The 16,375-nt window shown below is 62.7% G+C and carries 16 protein-coding genes; 11 read left to right on the top strand and 5 right to left on the bottom strand.

Features of this window, described 5'->3' with window-relative positions; genetic code table 11:
- Window positions 1-2: 2 nt before the first annotated feature.
- From HWX44_RS01420 to HWX44_RS01440, 5 genes are read right to left on the bottom strand one after another with little or no spacing between them, the layout of a single operon-like run.
- A complete protein-coding gene (locus HWX44_RS01420) occupies window positions 3-515 on the bottom strand; it encodes a hypothetical protein (protein WP_070701934.1) in 513 nt (170 codons plus the stop codon).
- 2 nt (window positions 516-517) lie between these two features.
- Window positions 518-1,033, bottom strand: a complete 516-nt coding sequence (locus HWX44_RS01425) for a hypothetical protein (RefSeq protein ID WP_175972908.1) — start codon at window positions 1,031-1,033, stop codon at window positions 518-520.
- Window positions 1,030-1,551: a YbjN domain-containing protein gene (locus HWX44_RS01430; RefSeq protein WP_144013574.1), complete on the bottom strand. Its 522-nt coding sequence runs from the start codon at window positions 1,549-1,551 to the stop codon at window positions 1,030-1,032. Before HWX44_RS01430 ends, HWX44_RS01425 begins: the two co-directional genes overlap by 4 nt.
- A complete protein-coding gene (locus tag HWX44_RS01435) occupies window positions 1,544-2,059 on the bottom strand; it encodes a YbjN domain-containing protein (RefSeq protein WP_046649083.1) in 516 nt (171 codons plus the stop codon). Before HWX44_RS01435 ends, HWX44_RS01430 begins: the two co-directional genes overlap by 8 nt.
- Before the next feature lie 28 nt (window positions 2,060-2,087).
- Window positions 2,088-3,485, bottom strand: coding sequence for a TIGR01777 family oxidoreductase (locus HWX44_RS01440; RefSeq protein WP_175972909.1), 1,398 nt, complete (start codon window positions 3,483-3,485; stop codon window positions 2,088-2,090).
- A 161-nt stretch (window positions 3,486-3,646) separates the two neighbouring features.
- Between HWX44_RS01440 and pyrR the strand changes: the two genes are divergently transcribed.
- The 11 genes from pyrR to metK all read left to right on the top strand — a co-directional run bounded on the left by pyrR (window position 3,647) and on the right by metK (window position 16,374).
- A complete protein-coding gene (gene pyrR, locus HWX44_RS01445; RefSeq protein ID WP_046649084.1) occupies window positions 3,647-4,237 on the top strand; it encodes a bifunctional pyr operon transcriptional regulator/uracil phosphoribosyltransferase PyrR in 591 nt (196 codons plus the stop codon).
- A complete protein-coding gene (locus tag HWX44_RS01450; RefSeq protein WP_175972910.1) occupies window positions 4,238-5,209 on the top strand; it encodes an aspartate carbamoyltransferase catalytic subunit in 972 nt (323 codons plus the stop codon). It begins immediately after the preceding gene.
- Window positions 5,210-5,251: 42 nt separating this feature from the next.
- Window positions 5,252-6,622: a dihydroorotase gene (locus HWX44_RS01455; RefSeq protein ID WP_175972911.1), complete on the top strand. Its 1,371-nt coding sequence runs from the start codon at window positions 5,252-5,254 to the stop codon at window positions 6,620-6,622.
- Window positions 6,623-6,737: 115 nt separating this feature from the next.
- Complete coding sequence (gene carA, locus HWX44_RS01460; RefSeq protein ID WP_046649087.1) at window positions 6,738-7,901, top strand: glutamine-hydrolyzing carbamoyl-phosphate synthase small subunit; 1,164 nt, start codon at window positions 6,738-6,740, stop codon at window positions 7,899-7,901.
- 30 nt (window positions 7,902-7,931) lie between these two features.
- On the top strand, window positions 7,932-11,273 hold the full coding sequence (carB, locus tag HWX44_RS01465) for a carbamoyl-phosphate synthase large subunit (protein WP_175972912.1): 3,342 nt from the start codon (window positions 7,932-7,934) through the stop codon (window positions 11,271-11,273).
- The gene (gene pyrF, locus HWX44_RS01470) at window positions 11,257-12,105 is read left to right on the top strand and encodes an orotidine-5'-phosphate decarboxylase (protein ID WP_046649088.1); all 849 of its coding nucleotides are present in this window, start codon (window positions 11,257-11,259) and stop codon (window positions 12,103-12,105) included. The genes carB and pyrF overlap by 17 nt, the downstream gene beginning before the upstream one ends.
- 270 nt (window positions 12,106-12,375) lie before the next feature.
- Window positions 12,376-12,696 (top strand): integration host factor, actinobacterial type, encoded by a 321-nt coding sequence (mihF, locus tag HWX44_RS01475; protein ID WP_010186801.1) that lies wholly within the window; start codon window positions 12,376-12,378, stop codon window positions 12,694-12,696.
- 8 nt (window positions 12,697-12,704) lie between these two features.
- The gene (gmk, locus tag HWX44_RS01480) at window positions 12,705-13,274 is read left to right on the top strand and encodes a guanylate kinase (protein WP_046649089.1); all 570 of its coding nucleotides are present in this window, start codon (window positions 12,705-12,707) and stop codon (window positions 13,272-13,274) included.
- Between the two features lie 38 nt (window positions 13,275-13,312).
- Window positions 13,313-13,615: a DNA-directed RNA polymerase subunit omega gene (gene rpoZ, locus HWX44_RS01485; protein WP_046649090.1), complete on the top strand. Its 303-nt coding sequence runs from the start codon at window positions 13,313-13,315 to the stop codon at window positions 13,613-13,615.
- 151 nt (window positions 13,616-13,766) lie between these two features.
- Complete coding sequence (gene coaBC / locus HWX44_RS01490; RefSeq protein ID WP_070516583.1) at window positions 13,767-15,035, top strand: bifunctional phosphopantothenoylcysteine decarboxylase/phosphopantothenate--cysteine ligase CoaBC; 1,269 nt, start codon at window positions 13,767-13,769, stop codon at window positions 15,033-15,035.
- A gap of 115 nt (window positions 15,036-15,150) precedes the next feature.
- Window positions 15,151-16,374 (top strand): methionine adenosyltransferase, encoded by a 1,224-nt coding sequence (gene metK / locus HWX44_RS01495; protein ID WP_070516585.1) that lies wholly within the window; start codon window positions 15,151-15,153, stop codon window positions 16,372-16,374.
- The last annotated feature ends 1 nt before the right edge of the window (window position 16,375 follow it).

Genomic DNA, 16,375 nt, shown 5'->3' on the forward strand with positions numbered 1-16,375 from the left:
AACTAGTCGTTCTGCGCCTCATCGACGTCGCTGGCGAGCTCACGGGCGGCGGCGTTGAAACTATCGAGGACGGACAACAGCGCTTCCTGGGCATTGATAATTCCCAGGTTGAGGGCGTGGAAGAGCTGGTCCTCGTTCAGACCCGCCGTGGTGACGAAGCAGGCATCACCACGCAGCTCCACCTCATCCTCAACGAGGCCAACGAGCGCGCGCCCATCGAAGGCACTGGAATTGAACTCGTTGCACAAGACGTGGAAGACCGGGAGCATGTCCGCGTCGAGCTGCGTCGGCAGCACGCATTCCATGCGCACGAGGCCATCGTCGACGGTGATAACCCAATCAAGGTCATTGAGGCGGGCAACCGCCGCAGTGGGGTCCTCTGGGTGCGCGGTGGCCGCCATATCCAGTTCCGTACCGTTGAGCACGCTCAGCACGCTATCCCGGCTGACGGCGGGCAGCGGAGACCCGGACAGGATGTCGAAAGGATCGGTGCCTTCGCTAGCGTTGTGGCTCATTCCTACTCCTCCTCGTTCCAGGTGACCGCCTGCGGAAAACGCTGCGCCACGACGTCGAAAATCTCCGCGAAGCTGGCGAGTGAGCTCAGCAGGAAATGCCCCAGCTGGGCCAAGGACAAACCTTCGCCCACGGCCATGGCGCGGTTGGCGCCTAGGTGGATCTCCGCGTTGCCCTTCGCGTCCTCTTCGACGAGGAAGTTCAAGGTGGGCGCCACGCTGGCCCAGTTCAGCTCCGCCACGGCAGCAGCAACATCTTGTTCGAGGTGCGCGGGAAGCGTGCCTTCCCAGGAGGCGAAGGCGCTCAATACGTCGCCTTCCGCGTCGAGGTCACAGTGCACCGCGATATGCGGCACACCGGTCTGCAGGACGCGGCGCGCGGGGGCGTTGTCGTCGCCGGCACCAGGAGCGTCGCCTTCCTCGGGGGCAGCTTCGATGAGCGCGTAGTCGGCGTCGATAAGCTCGCACAACTGCGCCAGCCGGTCAATGGTGACCGGCTCAACCACGTGGAGATCGGTCACTGCTGCTCACCCTGGGCGCCCTCAGCTCCCTCGCCCGCCTGTGCAGCAGATTCGGAACCGAGCTTGGCCATTTCCTCGGCGGCGGCGACCATGGCGTTCTGGGCGTTGATGACACCATCCACGGAGGCGCGCAGCGCGGCCGCGAGTTGTTCGTCGGTCATGCCGGCCGCGCACGGAATATCGGCCTCGGTGCGCACGAGCAACATGCCGTCGAAGTCAGCAATGACGGCGCGGGCCCCCATAGCCACGGAATTGATCTGGTTAGCCGCGAGGAAAAGGCCGGCGTCGGCCTTGGCGTAGTTGACGTCGGTCGGCACATCGCAGCGCACGATGGCAACGCTTTCCAGTACGGCAAACATGCAGGGCAGGCCGTTGAGGTTGGCGGTGGCGGCGTCGTCGCGGCCGGGGACCGGCTCGAGTTCGATGTCGAAGGTCTTCATTGCCTCGATGATGCGGTCGAGGGTGACCTCCGGGAGTGCGTGTGGATCCTCGGCGGGGGTAGTCGCAGGATTAGTCATGGTTGTGCTCCTTCCAGGTGACGAGCTGCGGGTACTGCTGTTCAATCCACTCGAAGGACTGCAACACGGCATCCAGGGTGGACATGACGAACGCGCCTAACTGGTTGCGGGAAGCGCCGTGGGTCAGGTCGAGATCGCGCGCACCGGAGACTGCCAAGGCGTTGTCCGGAGCCTCAAAGAAGCGGAACGTCGGCGTGAAGTGATCCTGGTTCCAGGCGTTGATGTGCATGAGGAGCGCCGGGCCCTCGGAGGCGGGCACGGAACCGCGCCACACGGAATCAACGATGAGGGAGGAGCCAACCAGCTGGAAGGCGATGGCGGCGTTCGAGAAGCCGGTGCGCAAAAGGTTGACCGTCTGGCCGTCCTGCGTCTTTTGCTCTTCGATGCGGTATTCCAAGCCTTCTGACTTAAAGATCTCCGCAATGCGCTCGAGTGTGACCTCCTCAATCGGAGTATCGGGCTGCAGCTGGCGCTGCTGCGCTTCGTCGTGATTAGTGGTGTCAGTCAATTCTTCTACTCACTTCGCTACATTCTTCTTAATCTTTTCCGGCCCCGACACTACCGGAGCCGTCTTCCTGGGGTGCGCAGGTGGGGTCCTCGAAGAGTTTTTCCCCGCCCAGCTCGTGGGCAAGCGCTGGAGCGATCTCGGGATAGCGGAAAGTATGGCCGAGCGCTTCCGCGCGCGTGGGCAGAACCTTTTGGTTAGCCAGCGCAAGCTCACGCGCACCTTCCTTGCCCAGCAGCAGCGCCGGACCGACGCTGGGAATCGGAATGATGGTGGGGCGGTGGAGCAAGGAACCAAGGGCATCAACATAATCGCGGTTGAGCACCGGAGTGGGGGAGACCGCGTTGATGACGCCGTGCCAGGCCGGGTCGAGCGCGGCGCGGATGAACATGTCAGAAAGATCATCTTGCGCAATCCAGCTATTCCACATGGTGCCTTTGCCGAAGGCGCCGCCAAGACCAGTGGAAAACAGCCCGCGTAGCAACGGCAGGATCCCCGCATTGGCTGATTGCACAATGCCGGTGCGCAGGTTAACCACGCGCTTTCCAGCCTCCCGCGCCGGCTCACACGCCGCCTCCCAGTCGGCGACGACGTCGGCGAGAAAACCCTCGCCGCGCTCCGATTCCTCGGTCAGTTCCGTTTCACCCCTGTCCGCGCCGTAAATACCAATGGCGGAGGCACACACCAGGGCGGTCAGGGACGGGGTCTCAGCAGCCACCTGGGCCAGTAGGCGGGTAGGTTCAACGCGGGAATCCCGAATGGCCTCTTTGTGTGCGGAATTAAAACGCCCAAAGATAGGTTCGCCGGCCAAGTGGATGAGAACGTCAACGCCCTCCAGCAGGTCCTTCGCCGGCAGCTGGGGGCGCCAGAGGCGCTCGCCAGGCCCGGGGTTGGAGCGCACCAAAGGGATGACGGTGTGGCCCAGGGTGCCCAATTGCGCAGCCACAGCCGCGCCCACCGTCCCGTGCGTTCCGGTTATCGCTACCGTGCGGGGCTCGGCGTTGAGCGCGCCGAGCCTGTGGGCAAAGCGAAAGTCTTCGATGAGCTGCTGCTGGCGGTAGGCGAAAATCGATTCCAGGGCTCCGGCGGGGATGCGGGTCTCCACCTTGTCCGTGATGAGCGTGCCCTCCGGGTGATCCTCAAAGAAGTGCTCGTGGCGCCAATTCGCTAGGGAACGGAAGGGGGCGTTGATACAGACATCCGCGAAAGAGCGCCGCGGTTGGTAGCGGCTGAGGTCGTGGCGGGCAACCCATTTCAGGCCGCCGGGAAAGCCCAATATTGAGGTTCCATCGGCCAAGGACTCGGCTTGCTGAAGCGGGGTCATAAAACCGAAAGGTGGGGTGAGGCGAGCAAACGCCCCCTGGCGGGTATGCCACTGCCATACGTCTTCGCGCGGGGCGGGGACAACGTGCTGGGTAGTGAAACTCACTGTCTATAGACCTGCCTCAGGAGATTCGGGGGTGCGAGGGCGTACCAAGCACGCGTGAAGAGTGCTATGGTTAGTGCTGGCTTTCAAGCATAGACAAGTCCACTGAACCATTGTCCGACATCCTTTAAAGACCGCACCGTGAGGCGGGGAAGGAGGTCACGATGAGTGAATCCGGCACCCACGCGGAGTCCAACGAGCTGCTGAGCTCCTCAGACGTCGCGCGTACTGTCGCACGCATCGCGCACCAGATCATTGAAAAGACGGCGCTAGATTCGAGTGATTCTTCTCGAGTCCTGCTCTTAGGCATTCCCTCTGGTGGCGTGCCTTTGGCGCAGCGCCTTGCCGAAAAGATTGAGGAATTCTCCGGGGTGGAGATTCCCTGGGGCTCCCTCGACATCACTTTGTACCGAGACGATTTATATGCCCGCCCGCACCGTGCCTTGCAGCCCACGACGGTGCCTGACGGCGGGATCGATGGCGCCACCGTCATTCTTGTCGACGACGTCCTTTACTCCGGCCGCACCATCCGTGCCGCCCTCGATGCCCTCGCGGACATCGGCCGCCCCGACATCATCCAGCTCGCCGTCCTCGTGGACCGCGGACACCGCCAGGTACCCATCCGCGCCGACTACGTGGGCAAAAACATCCCCACCGCGCGGGATGAGGATGTCACCGTGTACAACGCCGACATTGATGGGCGCGATGCCGTCGTTCTCACCCGCTTCACTGCACAGCCCGGCAAGGAGGCATAAATGAAGCACCTCATTAACATCGCCGACCACAGCGCCGAGGAGATTCTCGGTCTGATGGATGAGGCCGACCGCTTCCGGGAGGCCCTGGAAGGCCGCGAGGTCAAGAAGTTGCCCACGCTGCGCGGGCGCACCGTTTTCACCTTGTTCTACGAGAATTCCACGCGCACTCGTTCCTCTTTCGAGACGGCGGGCAAGTGGATGTCGGCGGATGTCATTAACCTCTCCGCTTCGACGTCCTCGGTCAAGAAGGGCGAGTCCCTCAAGGACACCGGGTTGACCTTGGCGTCCATCGGGGCGGACGCCATCATCATGCGCCATCCTTCCTCCGGTGCGGCACAGCAGCTAGCTAGCTGGGTAGCGCCCGGCGGCCAGGGCCCGAGCGTGATTAACGCCGGCGATGGCTCCCACCAGCACCCCACGCAGGCTCTTCTCGACGCCGTCACGATGCGCCAGCGCCTGCACCTGGGCGCGGATCGCTCGGCAGCCGGCTCCGGTTTTGAAGGTCTAAACGTGGCTATCGTCGGTGACTGCCTGCATTCTCGCGTGGTGCGCTCCAACGTGGACCTGCTCTCCACGCTGGGTGCTGAAGTCACGCTCGTCGCCCCGCCGACGCTGCTGCCTTTCGGCGTCGACACCTGGCCGGTGCGCGTCTCCCACGATTTCGATGCAGAGGTTGCCAAGGCAGACGTCGTCATGATGCTGCGCGTGCAAGCAGAGCGCATGAACGGCGGTTTCTTCCCCTCGCACCGCGAGTACGCCACTCTCTACGGGCTGTCCAAGGACCGCGCAGCGGCCATGAAGAAGGACGCCATCATCATGCACCCAGGCCCCATGGTCCGCGGCATGGAGATCAACTACGCCGTGGCTGACTATGACAACACCGCGGTACTCCAGCAGGTTAACAACGGTGTCCACGTGCGCATGGCGGCTTTGTTTACGCTGCTCACTAACGGCGAGAACGCCGGTATCTAAATCGATATGTCCCACTTAGCAACGAGGAGAGCTGAAGAATCCATGACTACTTATCCAGACACCGGCGTGCTCTCTGCTCCCGCGGCCGGTACTCTGCTCATCACGAACGTTCGCCCCTATGGTGAGGGCGAACCTACCAGCATCCTGATCAAGGATGGCGTCATCGAAGCCATCGGTGCTGCCGCCGACGCCGGGGGCGTGACCCCGGCGGTCAAGGCGGACCGCACTATTGATGGTGGCGGCAACGTGCTGCTGCCAGGGCTGGTGGACATGCACGTTCACCTGCGTGAGCCGGGCCGCGAGGACACCGAGACCATCGAAACCGGCTCGCGCGCTGCCGCCAAGGGCGGCTTTACCGCTGTGTTCACCATGGCTAACACGTCACCGGTGACGGACCAGCCGATCATCGCCGAGTCCGTCTGGGCCAAGGGGCAGGCACGCGGCCTGTGCGATGTCCACCCGGTTGGCTCCATCACGAAGGGCCTTGAGGGCAAGACCCTGACCGAGTTTGGCATGATGGCCCGCTCGGATGCCAAGGTGCGCATGTTCTCTGACGACGGCAAGTGCGTCCAGGACCCGCAGCTCATGCGCCGTGCCTTGGAGTACGCGAAGGGCCTTGACGTTCTGCTGGCTCAGCACGCAGAAGATCACCGCATGACCGAAGGCGCTAGCGCCCACGAGGGTGAGGTCGCCGCCCGCCTCGGCCTGCGCGGCTGGCCGCGCGTCGCCGAGGAATCCATCGTCGCCCGCGATGCACTGCTCGCGCGTGACTACGGCAACCGCATGCACATCTGCCACGCTTCGACGAAGGGCACCGTGGAGCTTCTTAAGTGGGCCAAGGAACAAGGCATCCCGCTGACCGCCGAGGTGACCCCGCACCACCTGCTGTTGACCGATGACAAGCTGGTGACCTACGACGGCGTCTACCGCGTCAACCCGCCGTTGCGCGAGGAATCTGACACCCTGGCCCTGCGCCAGGCATTGCTCGACGGGCTTATCGACGTCGTGGCGACCGACCACGCCCCGCACGGCAGCGAAGACAAGTGCGTCGAGTTCGAGCACGCCAAGCCGGGCATGCTGGGGCTGGAGTCCTCCCTGGCGGTCATCGCCAAGCTTTTCGTCGCCACCGGTCTGGCCGACTGGCGCTTCGTTGCCCGCGTCATGTCGGAACGCCCGGCAGAGATCACCCGCCTGCCTGGCCATGGCCGCCCGATTGCCGTGGGAGAGCCAGCGAACCTCACCATCGTTGATCCGGAGCACCAGTGGGTATCCGATTCCACGCGCCTGGCATCGAAGTCGGAGAACAACCCATACGAGGGGGAGGAATTCGGCGCACGCGTGGCCTACACCATCCTGCGCGGTGCGGTGACCTACGACCTAGCGGCTGAAAGCGGCAGCGAGGCGGCCGAGTAATCGGGATAATCGACAATCAGAGTTGCTCACCACTTAAGTAGTCAACGCACACCAACGCACGTCCCCAACACAATCACCCTTCACCGAGAAAATTCACTGAAAGGTTCAACACACAGTGACTTCCACTACCACCACCCCCGCCATCCTGGTCCTCGCTGATGGCCGCACCTTCCGTGGCTTTGGCTTTGGCGCCACGGGTACGACCCTGGGCGAGGCCGTCTTTACCACCGCCATGACGGGCTACCAGGAGACCATGACGGATCCGTCGTACCACCGCCAGATCGTCGTGGCCTCCGCGCCGCAGATTGGTAATACAGGCTGGAATGATGAGGACAATGAGTCCCACGGCGACAAGATCTGGGTTGCCGGTCTGGTCATCCGCGACCTTGCCCGCCGCGTCTCCAACTGGCGCGCCGAGCGCTCACTGCCGGAGGAGATGGAAAAGCAGGGCATCATCGGTGTCAGCGGCATCGATACCCGCACCCTGGTGCGCCACCTGCGCAACCACGGCTCCATCAAGGCCGGTATCTTCTCCGGTGCCGATGCTGAGCGGGACGTCGATGAGCTCATCGCTGAGGTGAAGAACCAGCCCTCCATGGCCGGACTCGACCTGTCGGCAGAGGTCTCGACTGATGAGGTTTATACCTTCCCGGCCGTAGGGGAGAAGCGCTTCACCGTCGTGGCCTACGACATGGGAGTCAAGACCGCCACACCGAAGAACTTCGCCGAGCGCGGCATCGAGACCATCGTGGTTCCCGCCAACACCCCGTTCGAGGAGATTAAGCAGTACAAGCCGGATGGTGTGTTTGTCTCCAACGGCCCGGGCGACCCGGCTACTGCGGACACCATGGTTGGCATTGTCCGAGACATCCTCGCCGCCAAGTACCCGTTCTTCGGTATCTGCTTCGGCAATCAAATCCTCGGCCGTGCGCTGGGCATGGATACCTACAAGCTGAAGTTCGGCCACCGCGGCATCAACGTGCCGGTGCGCAACCAACTGACCGGAAAGATCGACATCACCTCTCAGAACCACGGCTTCGCCCTGGCCAGCCCCTCGGGCAAGGAAGACCCGGCCGGTGAGGAATTCGAGACCGACTTCGGCCCGGCAGTGGTGTCTCACACCTGCCTCAACGACAACACCATTGAAGGTGTTGCGCTCAAGGATGGCATGGCGTACTCCGTGCAGTACCACCCTGAGTCCGCGGCTGGCCCGCACGATGCTAACCCGCTCTTTGATCAGTTCATCGAGCTCATGACTGAAAAGTCCCCGAACAAGTAGAACGCAACCAGGAAAAGGAAGAAGAAACACATGCCAAAGCGCAACGACATCAATCACGTCCTGGTTATCGGCTCCGGTCCGATTGTTATTGGCCAGGCCTGCGAGTTCGACTACTCCGGTACCCAGGCCTGCCGCGTGCTCAAGGAGGAAGGCCTGCGCGTTACGCTGGTCAACTCCAACCCGGCAACGATCATGACGGACCCGGAGTTCGCCGACCACACCTATGTGGAGCCCATCGAGCCCGAGTTCATTGAGAAGATCTTCCAGAAGGAAAAGGAAGAGGGCAACCCCATCGACGCCGTGCTGGCAACCCTGGGCGGCCAGACCGCTCTGAACGCCGCGGTGCAGCTGGACCGCCTGGGTATCCTGAAGAAGTACGATATCGAGCTCATCGGTGCCGATATCGATGCGATTGAGCGCGGCGAGGACCGCCAGAAGTTCAAGGATATTGTCGCCTCCATCGGCGGCGAATCCGCGCGCTCCCGCGTCTGCCACACGATGGAGGAGGTCCACGAGACTGTCGCCGAGCTCGGCCTGCCGGTTGTCGTTCGCCCGTCGTTTACCATGGGCGGCCTCGGTTCGGGCCTGGCCTTCAACGAGGAGGACCTTGAGCGCATTGCCGGCGGCGGCTTGGCTGCATCCCCAGAGGCGAACGTCCTCATCGAGGAGTCCATCCTGGGCTGGAAGGAGTTCGAGCTCGAGCTCATGCGTGACGGCGACGATAACGTGGTGGTCATCGCGTCCATCGAGAACGTCGATGCCCTCGGCGTCCACACCGGTGACTCCGTCACCGTGGCGCCGGCCCTGACTCTGACGGATCGCGAGTACCAGAAGATGCGCGACCAGGGTATCGCCATCATCCGCGAGGTGGGCGTCGACACCGGCGGCTGCAACATCCAGTTCGCAGTGAACCCGGATGATGGCCGCATCATCATCATTGAGATGAACCCGCGCGTATCCCGCTCCTCGGCGCTGGCCTCCAAGGCCACCGGTTTCCCGATTGCCAAGCTGGCCGCCAAGCTGGCCATTGGCTACACCCTGGATGAGGTGCGCAATGACATCACCGGTGTGACCCCGGCTGCATTCGAGCCGACTCTGGACTATGTCATCGTCAAGGCTCCACGCTTTGCTTTTGAGAAGTTCCCGGGCGCCGATGACACCCTGACCACCACCATGAAGTCTGTGGGCGAGGCCATGGGTATCGGCCGCAACTACATTTCCGGCCTGAATAAGGTCATGCGTTCCCTGGAATCCAAGCCCGCAGGTTTCTGGACCCAGCCAGATGAGTACTTTGCCGGGGAGCGCGCTACGGATCTCGAGGCCGTTCTCAAGGACCTGGAGCGCCCGACAGAGGGCCGCATGTACGACGTCGAGCTGGCCCTGCGCCTCGGTGCGACCATCGAGCAGCTGCACGAGCACTCCCACTTGGACCCGTGGTTCCTCGCTGAGTTGGAGGCGCTGGTCCAGTTCCGCGAGGAGCTCGTGAGTGCGCCGGTTCTGGACGCTGATTTGCTGCGCCGCGCCAAGGTCTTCGGCCTGTCCGATGCCCAGATCGCGGCTCTTCGCCCAGAGTTCGCTGGCGAGGATGGCGTGCGCTCCCTGCGCTGGTCCTTGGGTATTCGCCCGGTGTACAAGACCGTCGATACTTGCGCTGGTGAGTTCGAGGCGCAGACCCCGTACCACTACAGCACTTATGAGCTGGATCCGAACGCTGAGTCCGAGGTCCGCGCAAGCGAGGAGAAGACTAAGGGCAAGGTCATCATCCTGGGCTCTGGCCCGAACCGCATCGGTCAGGGTATCGAGTTTGACTACTCCTGCGTGCATGCCGCCCTGGAGCTTTCCCGCGAGGGCTACGAGACGGTCATGGTCAACTGCAACCCGGAGACGGTGTCGACTGACTATGACACGGCAGACCGCCTCTACTTCGAGCCGCTGACTTTCGAGGACGTCATGGAGGTCTACCACGCGGAGGCCGCGTGCGGTGAGGTTGCCGGCGTCATCGTCCAGCTGGGTGGCCAAACCCCGCTGGGCCTGGCTGAGCGCCTGACCGCTGCCGGAGTTCCGGTCGTGGGAACCTCGGCCGCTGCCATCGACTTGGCCGAGGACCGCGGTGAATTCGGCAAGGTGCTCGCCGAAGCCGAGCTGCCCGCACCGGCCTTCGGCACCGCTACCTCCTTCGAGGAGGCCCGCCAGGTCGCCTCGAATATCGGCTACCCGGTATTGGTCCGCCCGTCCTACGTGCTGGGTGGCCGCGGCATGGAGATCGTCTACGACGAAGATTCGCTGCGCAACTACATCGAGCGCGCTACCGAGATCACCTCGGACCACCCGGTCCTCGTCGACCGCTTCCTGGATAACGCCATCGAGATTGACGTCGACGCGCTGTGCGACGGCGAGGAGGTCTACCTCGGCGGCGTGATGGAGCACATCGAGGAGGCCGGTATTCACTCCGGTGACTCTTCCTGCGCCCTGCCGCCGATGACGCTGGGCCCGGAGGATATTGAGAAGGTGCGGGAGTCGACGCGTCGCCTAGCGCATGGCATCGGCGTCAAGGGCTTGATGAACGTTCAGTACGCCTTGAAGGATGACACCCTCTACGTCATCGAAGCCAACCCGCGTGCCTCCCGCACCGTGCCTTTCGTCTCCAAGGCCACCGGCGTCCCGCTGGCCAAGGCCGCCGCGCGTGTCATGCTGGGGGCATCCATCGCCGAGCTGCGCGAGGAGGGCATCATCCCGTCTACCTACGACGGTGGTTCCCTGCCGCTGGAGCACCCGATTGCGGTCAAAGAAGCCGTGCTGCCGTTTAACCGCTTCCGTCGCCCCGATGGCCAGCTGCTGGATACTTTGCTGTCCCCAGAGATGAAGTCCACCGGTGAGGTGATGGGCTTGGCCGATAACTTCGGCGCCGCCTACGCCAAGGGTGAGATGGCCGCCTTCGGCGAGCTGCCCACTGAGGGAACCGTGTTTGTCTCCGTAGCCAACCGCGATAAGCGCACGCTCATCTTCCCGATTCAGCGCCTGGCCTACATGGGTTACACCATCGTGGCTACCGCTGGGACCGCGCAAATGCTGCGCCGCAACGGTGTCGAGTGCGAGGTCGCCCGGAAGGTATCGGAGGCCACGGAGGGCGAGGAGTCCATCGTGGACCAGATTCTTGCTGGAAAGGTTGATCTCATCCTTAACACCCCGGCAGGCTCCGCCGGTGCCCGCCACGACGGCTATGACATCCGCGCTGCTGCGGTATCCGTGGGCATTCCGTTGGTGACGACCGTCCAGGGCGTGACCGCCGCCGTGCAGGGTATTGAGGCTCTGCGTCGCGGGGATCTCAAGGTGCGCGCGCTGCAGGAGCTTGAGCATGACCCAGCCAACTAGGAAGTTGCCGTCTTTTGGTGAGCGCCTCGTAGCAGCTGGTGCGGAGCGCGGGCGCCTGTGCGTAGGCATCGACCCGCACCCGCATCTGCTCGAAGCCTGGGGCCTGTCGGTTGATGTGGATGGTCTGCGCACGTTTACGCTGCGCTGTGTAGAGGCCTTCGGCGAGACCGCCGCGGTGGTGAAGCCACAGGTGGCTTTCTTTGAGCGTTTCGGTTCGCGCGGCTTCGCAGTTCTTGAGGAGGCCCTCGCGGGGCTCCGCGAGCAGGGCTGTCTGAGCCTAGCGGACGCGAAGCGCGGAGACATCGGTTCCACCATGGCGGGCTACGCACAAGCCTGGTTGGGGGAGGACTCGCCGCTGCGTTCCGATGCTGTGACGGTCTCGCCCTACCTCGGTGTGGGTGCTTTGAGTCCAGTCTTCGACCTAGCGGAGGAAACTGGACGAGGTGTCTTTGTTCTTGCGGCGACCTCCAATCCGGAGGCCGTGGCGTTGCAGTCGTTGAGTGTCGACGGCCGCAGCGTTGCGCAGCGCGTCGTCGATGAGCTTGCACAGCGCAACGCCTCTGCGGCTGGGCCAGACACCACCGTGGGTGCCCTTGGTGTTGTCGTGGGCGCGACGTTGGAGGCTCCGCCTGCACTAGACCAATTAAACGGTCCGGTGCTGCTGCCGGGTGTGGGCGCCCAGGGCGCTACGCCCGCCGATGTAAGGGAACTCACCGCAGCGGCGCCCGAGCTCGGCTTTGCCAACGTTTCCCGGGCCATTCTTTCGCAGGGGCCGAGTGTCTCTGACCTGCGGAAAGCCGTAGTGGATACCGCGGCGGAGTTCCGGGATTAATACTCAGACCAGGTGGCGGCGTGCTGGATTAACGGGCGCGCCGTTTACCTGGTATTTTGTTTAAGGCATGTGCGTTGACGTGCGGGAACCTTTAAAAGAAGGGGGCCGCGTTGCGTCATCGCGTACAGACCAGTGCTAGGATTGCCAGAAGTCGGTTCGTGGAGGTAGCAAAAGCTATCCCGCGCTGGGGAAACCTTCCCACCGTGAGCCGAGATTCTGGTGCTAGCCATCAGAAGACAATGTTCGAACTAATGAAATCGGAGGAAACCCGTGGCCCTTCCCAAGTTGACAGATGAGCAGCGCAAAGAAGCTCTCGCAAAGGCCGCCGAGGCCCGCAAGGCTCGCGCTGAGCTCAAGGCTGCGCTGAAGCGTGGCGAGACCAACCTGCAGGAAGTTCTGGAGAAGGCCGAGACCGATGAGATCATCGGCAAGACCAAGGTCTCCGCTCTCCTCGAGGCCCTGCCGAAGGTTGGCAAGGTCAAGGCTAAGGAAATCATGGAGGACCTGGAGATTGCTCAGACCCGCCGTCTGCGTGGCCTGGGTGACCGTCAGCGCCGCGCCCTGCTCGAGCGTTTCGGCTACGGCGAGTAATTAGCGCAATGGCTGACGAAACTGCACGCGGGCGCCTGGTCGTTCTGGCCGGGCCGTCCGCTGTGGGCAAATCCACGGTGGTTTCGCGCCTGCGCGACGATGTCGACAACCTCTACTTCAGCGTCTCCATGACGACGCGCCAGCCCCGTCCCGGAGAGACTGATGGGGTGGACTACTTCTTCGTCTCACCAGAGACCTTTCAAGAGCATATCGACGCCGGTGACATGCTCGAATGGGCAGAGATCCACGGCGGTTTGCAGCGTTCCGGGACGCCCGCTCAGCCGGTCCAAGAAGCGATGACGGCTGGACGCCCGGTGTTGGTAGAGGTTGATCTTGCAGGCGCCCGCAACGTGAAGGCGGCGATGCCGGAGGCGGAAACCGTGTTTCTCGCCCCACCCTCCTGGGAAGTTTTGGTCGAGCGCCTGACAGGGCGTGGGACCGAGCCGCAGGATGTCATTGACCGCCGGTTGCAGACCGCTGAGTCGGAGCTTGCCGCGCAAAAGGAGTTCGACCACATCGTTGTCAATGAAGATCTCGATGAGGCCGTTGCCGCTATTAGTGCTATCCTGCGTGGATAGACCACGATTTTGACCATCTACCAACAGTAAAGGTGCATGTGACCAACGTGACCACACCTGCTAATTCTGAGGCCGTTAAGCCGGAACCAGTATTCGATCCGCCGACGGGCATTACCGATCCGCCGATCGATGAACTGCTTGGCAAGGTCTCGTCCAAGTACGCTCTGGTGATCTTTGCCGCTAAGCGCGCACGCCAGATCAACAGCTACTACCAAGAACAGGATGAAGGCGTCTTCGAGTTTGTCGGACCGCTGGTGACCCCGGAACCGGGGGAGAAGCCGCTGTCCATCGCTTTGCGCGAAATCGAAGCCGGCCTGCTGGACCACGAGGAAGGCAACTAAGCTTTTCCGTGCCGGTCGCTGCCTACAGCACATTCTGAACTGAACCCACCCACGTGTCTGCCAAGATACTGGGTGGGTTCAGTGCGTCTTGGGTAACATCGTCCGAGTGAAGGACGTACAGCATTTCCAAGAAGCTCAAGAAAGTAGCGCCGTGAATCATCCAGAGTCCGCAGGGGCGGGGTCGGCTCAACGGCGGCGCATCCTCATCGGAGTGGCGGGAGGAATTGCCGCCTACAAGGCGTGCCATCTTATCCGCGATTTCACTGAGCATGGCGATGATGTTCGCGTGATTCCTACCGAGGCTGCGCTGAACTTCGTTGGGGCAGCGACCTTTGAGGCCTTGTCGGGGCATCCGGTGTCGACCACGGTCTTTGATGCGGTGGATGAAGTCCAGCACGTCTCCCTAGGCCAGCAAGCGGATGCCATCGTTATTGCCCCGGCAACCGCGGACCTGATCGCGCGTTTGGCTGGTGGTCGCGCAGACGATCTTCTCAGCGCGTCTGTCCTCGTTGCGACGTGTCCGGTGATTATCGCCCCAGCGATGCACACGGAGATGTGGCTTAACCCGGCAACCCAAGACAACGTGGCTACGCTGCGCCGTCGCGGAGTTACTGTCATGGAGCCCGCCCACGGCCGCTTGACCGGTACCGATACGGGCGCAGGCCGGTTGCCGGATCCGGAGCAGATTGCGGAATTTGCTCGCACCATCATTGCCGGCCACCGCGTGGACCATGATTGGCAGGGCCGGAAGGTCGTGATCTCCGCTGGCGGCACGCAAGAGAACCTTGACCCAGTGCGCTACCTTGGCAACCGCTCGTCCGGACGACAAGGCTTTGCGTTGGCTGAGATTGCCGCACAGCGGGGTGCCGATGTCACCATCGTTGCCGGTAATACGGAGGCGCTTCCGGTTCCCTCCGGTGCCACGGTCGTGCGGGTGACCTCAACCCGCGATATGCAGGAGGCAATGAATACAGAGTCCGCCGACGCGGACATCGTCATCATGGCCGCGGCCGTTGCGGACTATCGCCCAGCCTCCGTGGCTGATTCAAAGATGAAGAAGGGTACCGCGGACGCTGATTTGGCGCATCTGGAACTGGTGGAAAATCCGGATATCCTCAAGGGCCTCGTCGAGCGTCGCGACAGTGGCTCCCTCAACCCCGATGCCATCATCGTCGGCTTCGCCGCAGAAACCGGTGATGAGACGACGACTGTCCTGGAGTACGCCCAGCGGAAGTTCGCAAAGAAGGGCTGCGATGTACTCATGGCCAATGAGGTCGGGGAGGGAAAGGTCTTTGGCCAGCCCACGAGCGCTGGGTGGATCCTGCGGCGTGATGCCGAGCCAGTGGTGGTTGAGCCTGGCTCGAAACAGGTCGTGGCCGCGCAGATACTTGAAGCTGTGAATGAAATCCTGAAAAAGTAGTGGTCGTTCTTGCAGCTGTAGACCGCTTGGTCTACGATGGGGCGGTGTTATCAGCCGAGGCGTGGGCAAGGCGCTGTCCCACCCACGACGCGCAGAACTAGCTTAAGGAAAACTTGTGACTGACAAAGCTGCACAGGCGGTACGCCTCTTTACCAGCGAATCCGTAACTGAAGGCCACCCGGATAAAATTTGTGACGCGATCTCGGACGCCATTCTTGACGCCCTCCTCGAAGAAGACCCCAACGCCCACGTCGCCGTAGAAACCCTCGTGACGACGGGGCAGGTGCACGTCGTCGGCGAGGTGCGCACCACTGGTTATGTAGAGATCCCCCAGATCGTTCGCAAGACCCTCGTGGAGATTGGCTTTACCTCCTCCGATGTTGGTTTCGACGGCCATACCTGTGGCGTCAACGTCGCCATCGGTGAGCAGTCCCAGGAGATCGGGGCTGGCGTGGATGCCTCCACCGAGGTTCGTTCCGGCACCTTCGAAGACGATGACCAGTACGGTGCGGGTGACCAGGGCCTCATGTTTGGCTATGCCACCAATGAGACCCCGGAGTTTATGCCTTTGCCGATTTCCACGGCGCACCATCTATCGCGCCGTCTCACCCAGGTGCGCAAGGAGGGCATCGTGCCTTCCCTACGCCCCGATGGCAAGACCCAGGTCACCTACGCCTACGACGAGAATGATGTACCCACGCGGCTGGAGACGATCGTCATCTCTACCCAGCACGATCCGGACGTCACCCAGGAGTGGTTGGCCGAGCAGCTGCGCACGCACGTCGTCGAATGGGTCGTCAACGACGCCGACTTGGGCAAGTACTACACCGAGGACACCGAGCTGCTCATCAATCCTTCTGGCTCCTTCATCCTCGGCGGACCCATGGGTGATGCCGGGTTGACCGGCCGCAAGATCATCGTGGATACCTATGGTGGCATGGCCCGCCACGGCGGCGGTGCCTTCTCCGGTAAGGATCCGAGCAAGGTGGACCGCTCCGCTGCCTACGCCATGCGCTGGGTGGCCAAGAACATTGTGGCCGCCGAGCTTGCCGACCGCGCCGAGGTACAGGTGGCGTATGCCATCGGCCGCGCCAAGCCAGTTGGCCTCTACGTCGAGACCTTCGGTACTGCGCACGGCGGGCTGAGCGACGCCGACATCCAGGCCGCAGTGGACAAGGTCTTCGATCTGCGCCCGGCCGCCATCATTCGCGAGCTCGACCTCCAGCGCCCGATCTATCGCCAAACCGCGGCCTACGGTCACTTCGGTCGCACCGATGTTGACCTTCCGTGGGAGGACACCTCGCGGGCCGTCGACCTGCGCCGTGCCGCCGGCCTGTAGA

The organism is Corynebacterium sp. Marseille-Q2823 (assembly GCF_903645345.1).
Taxonomy (GTDB): Bacteria; Actinomycetota; Actinomycetes; order Mycobacteriales; family Mycobacteriaceae; genus Corynebacterium; species Corynebacterium hiratae.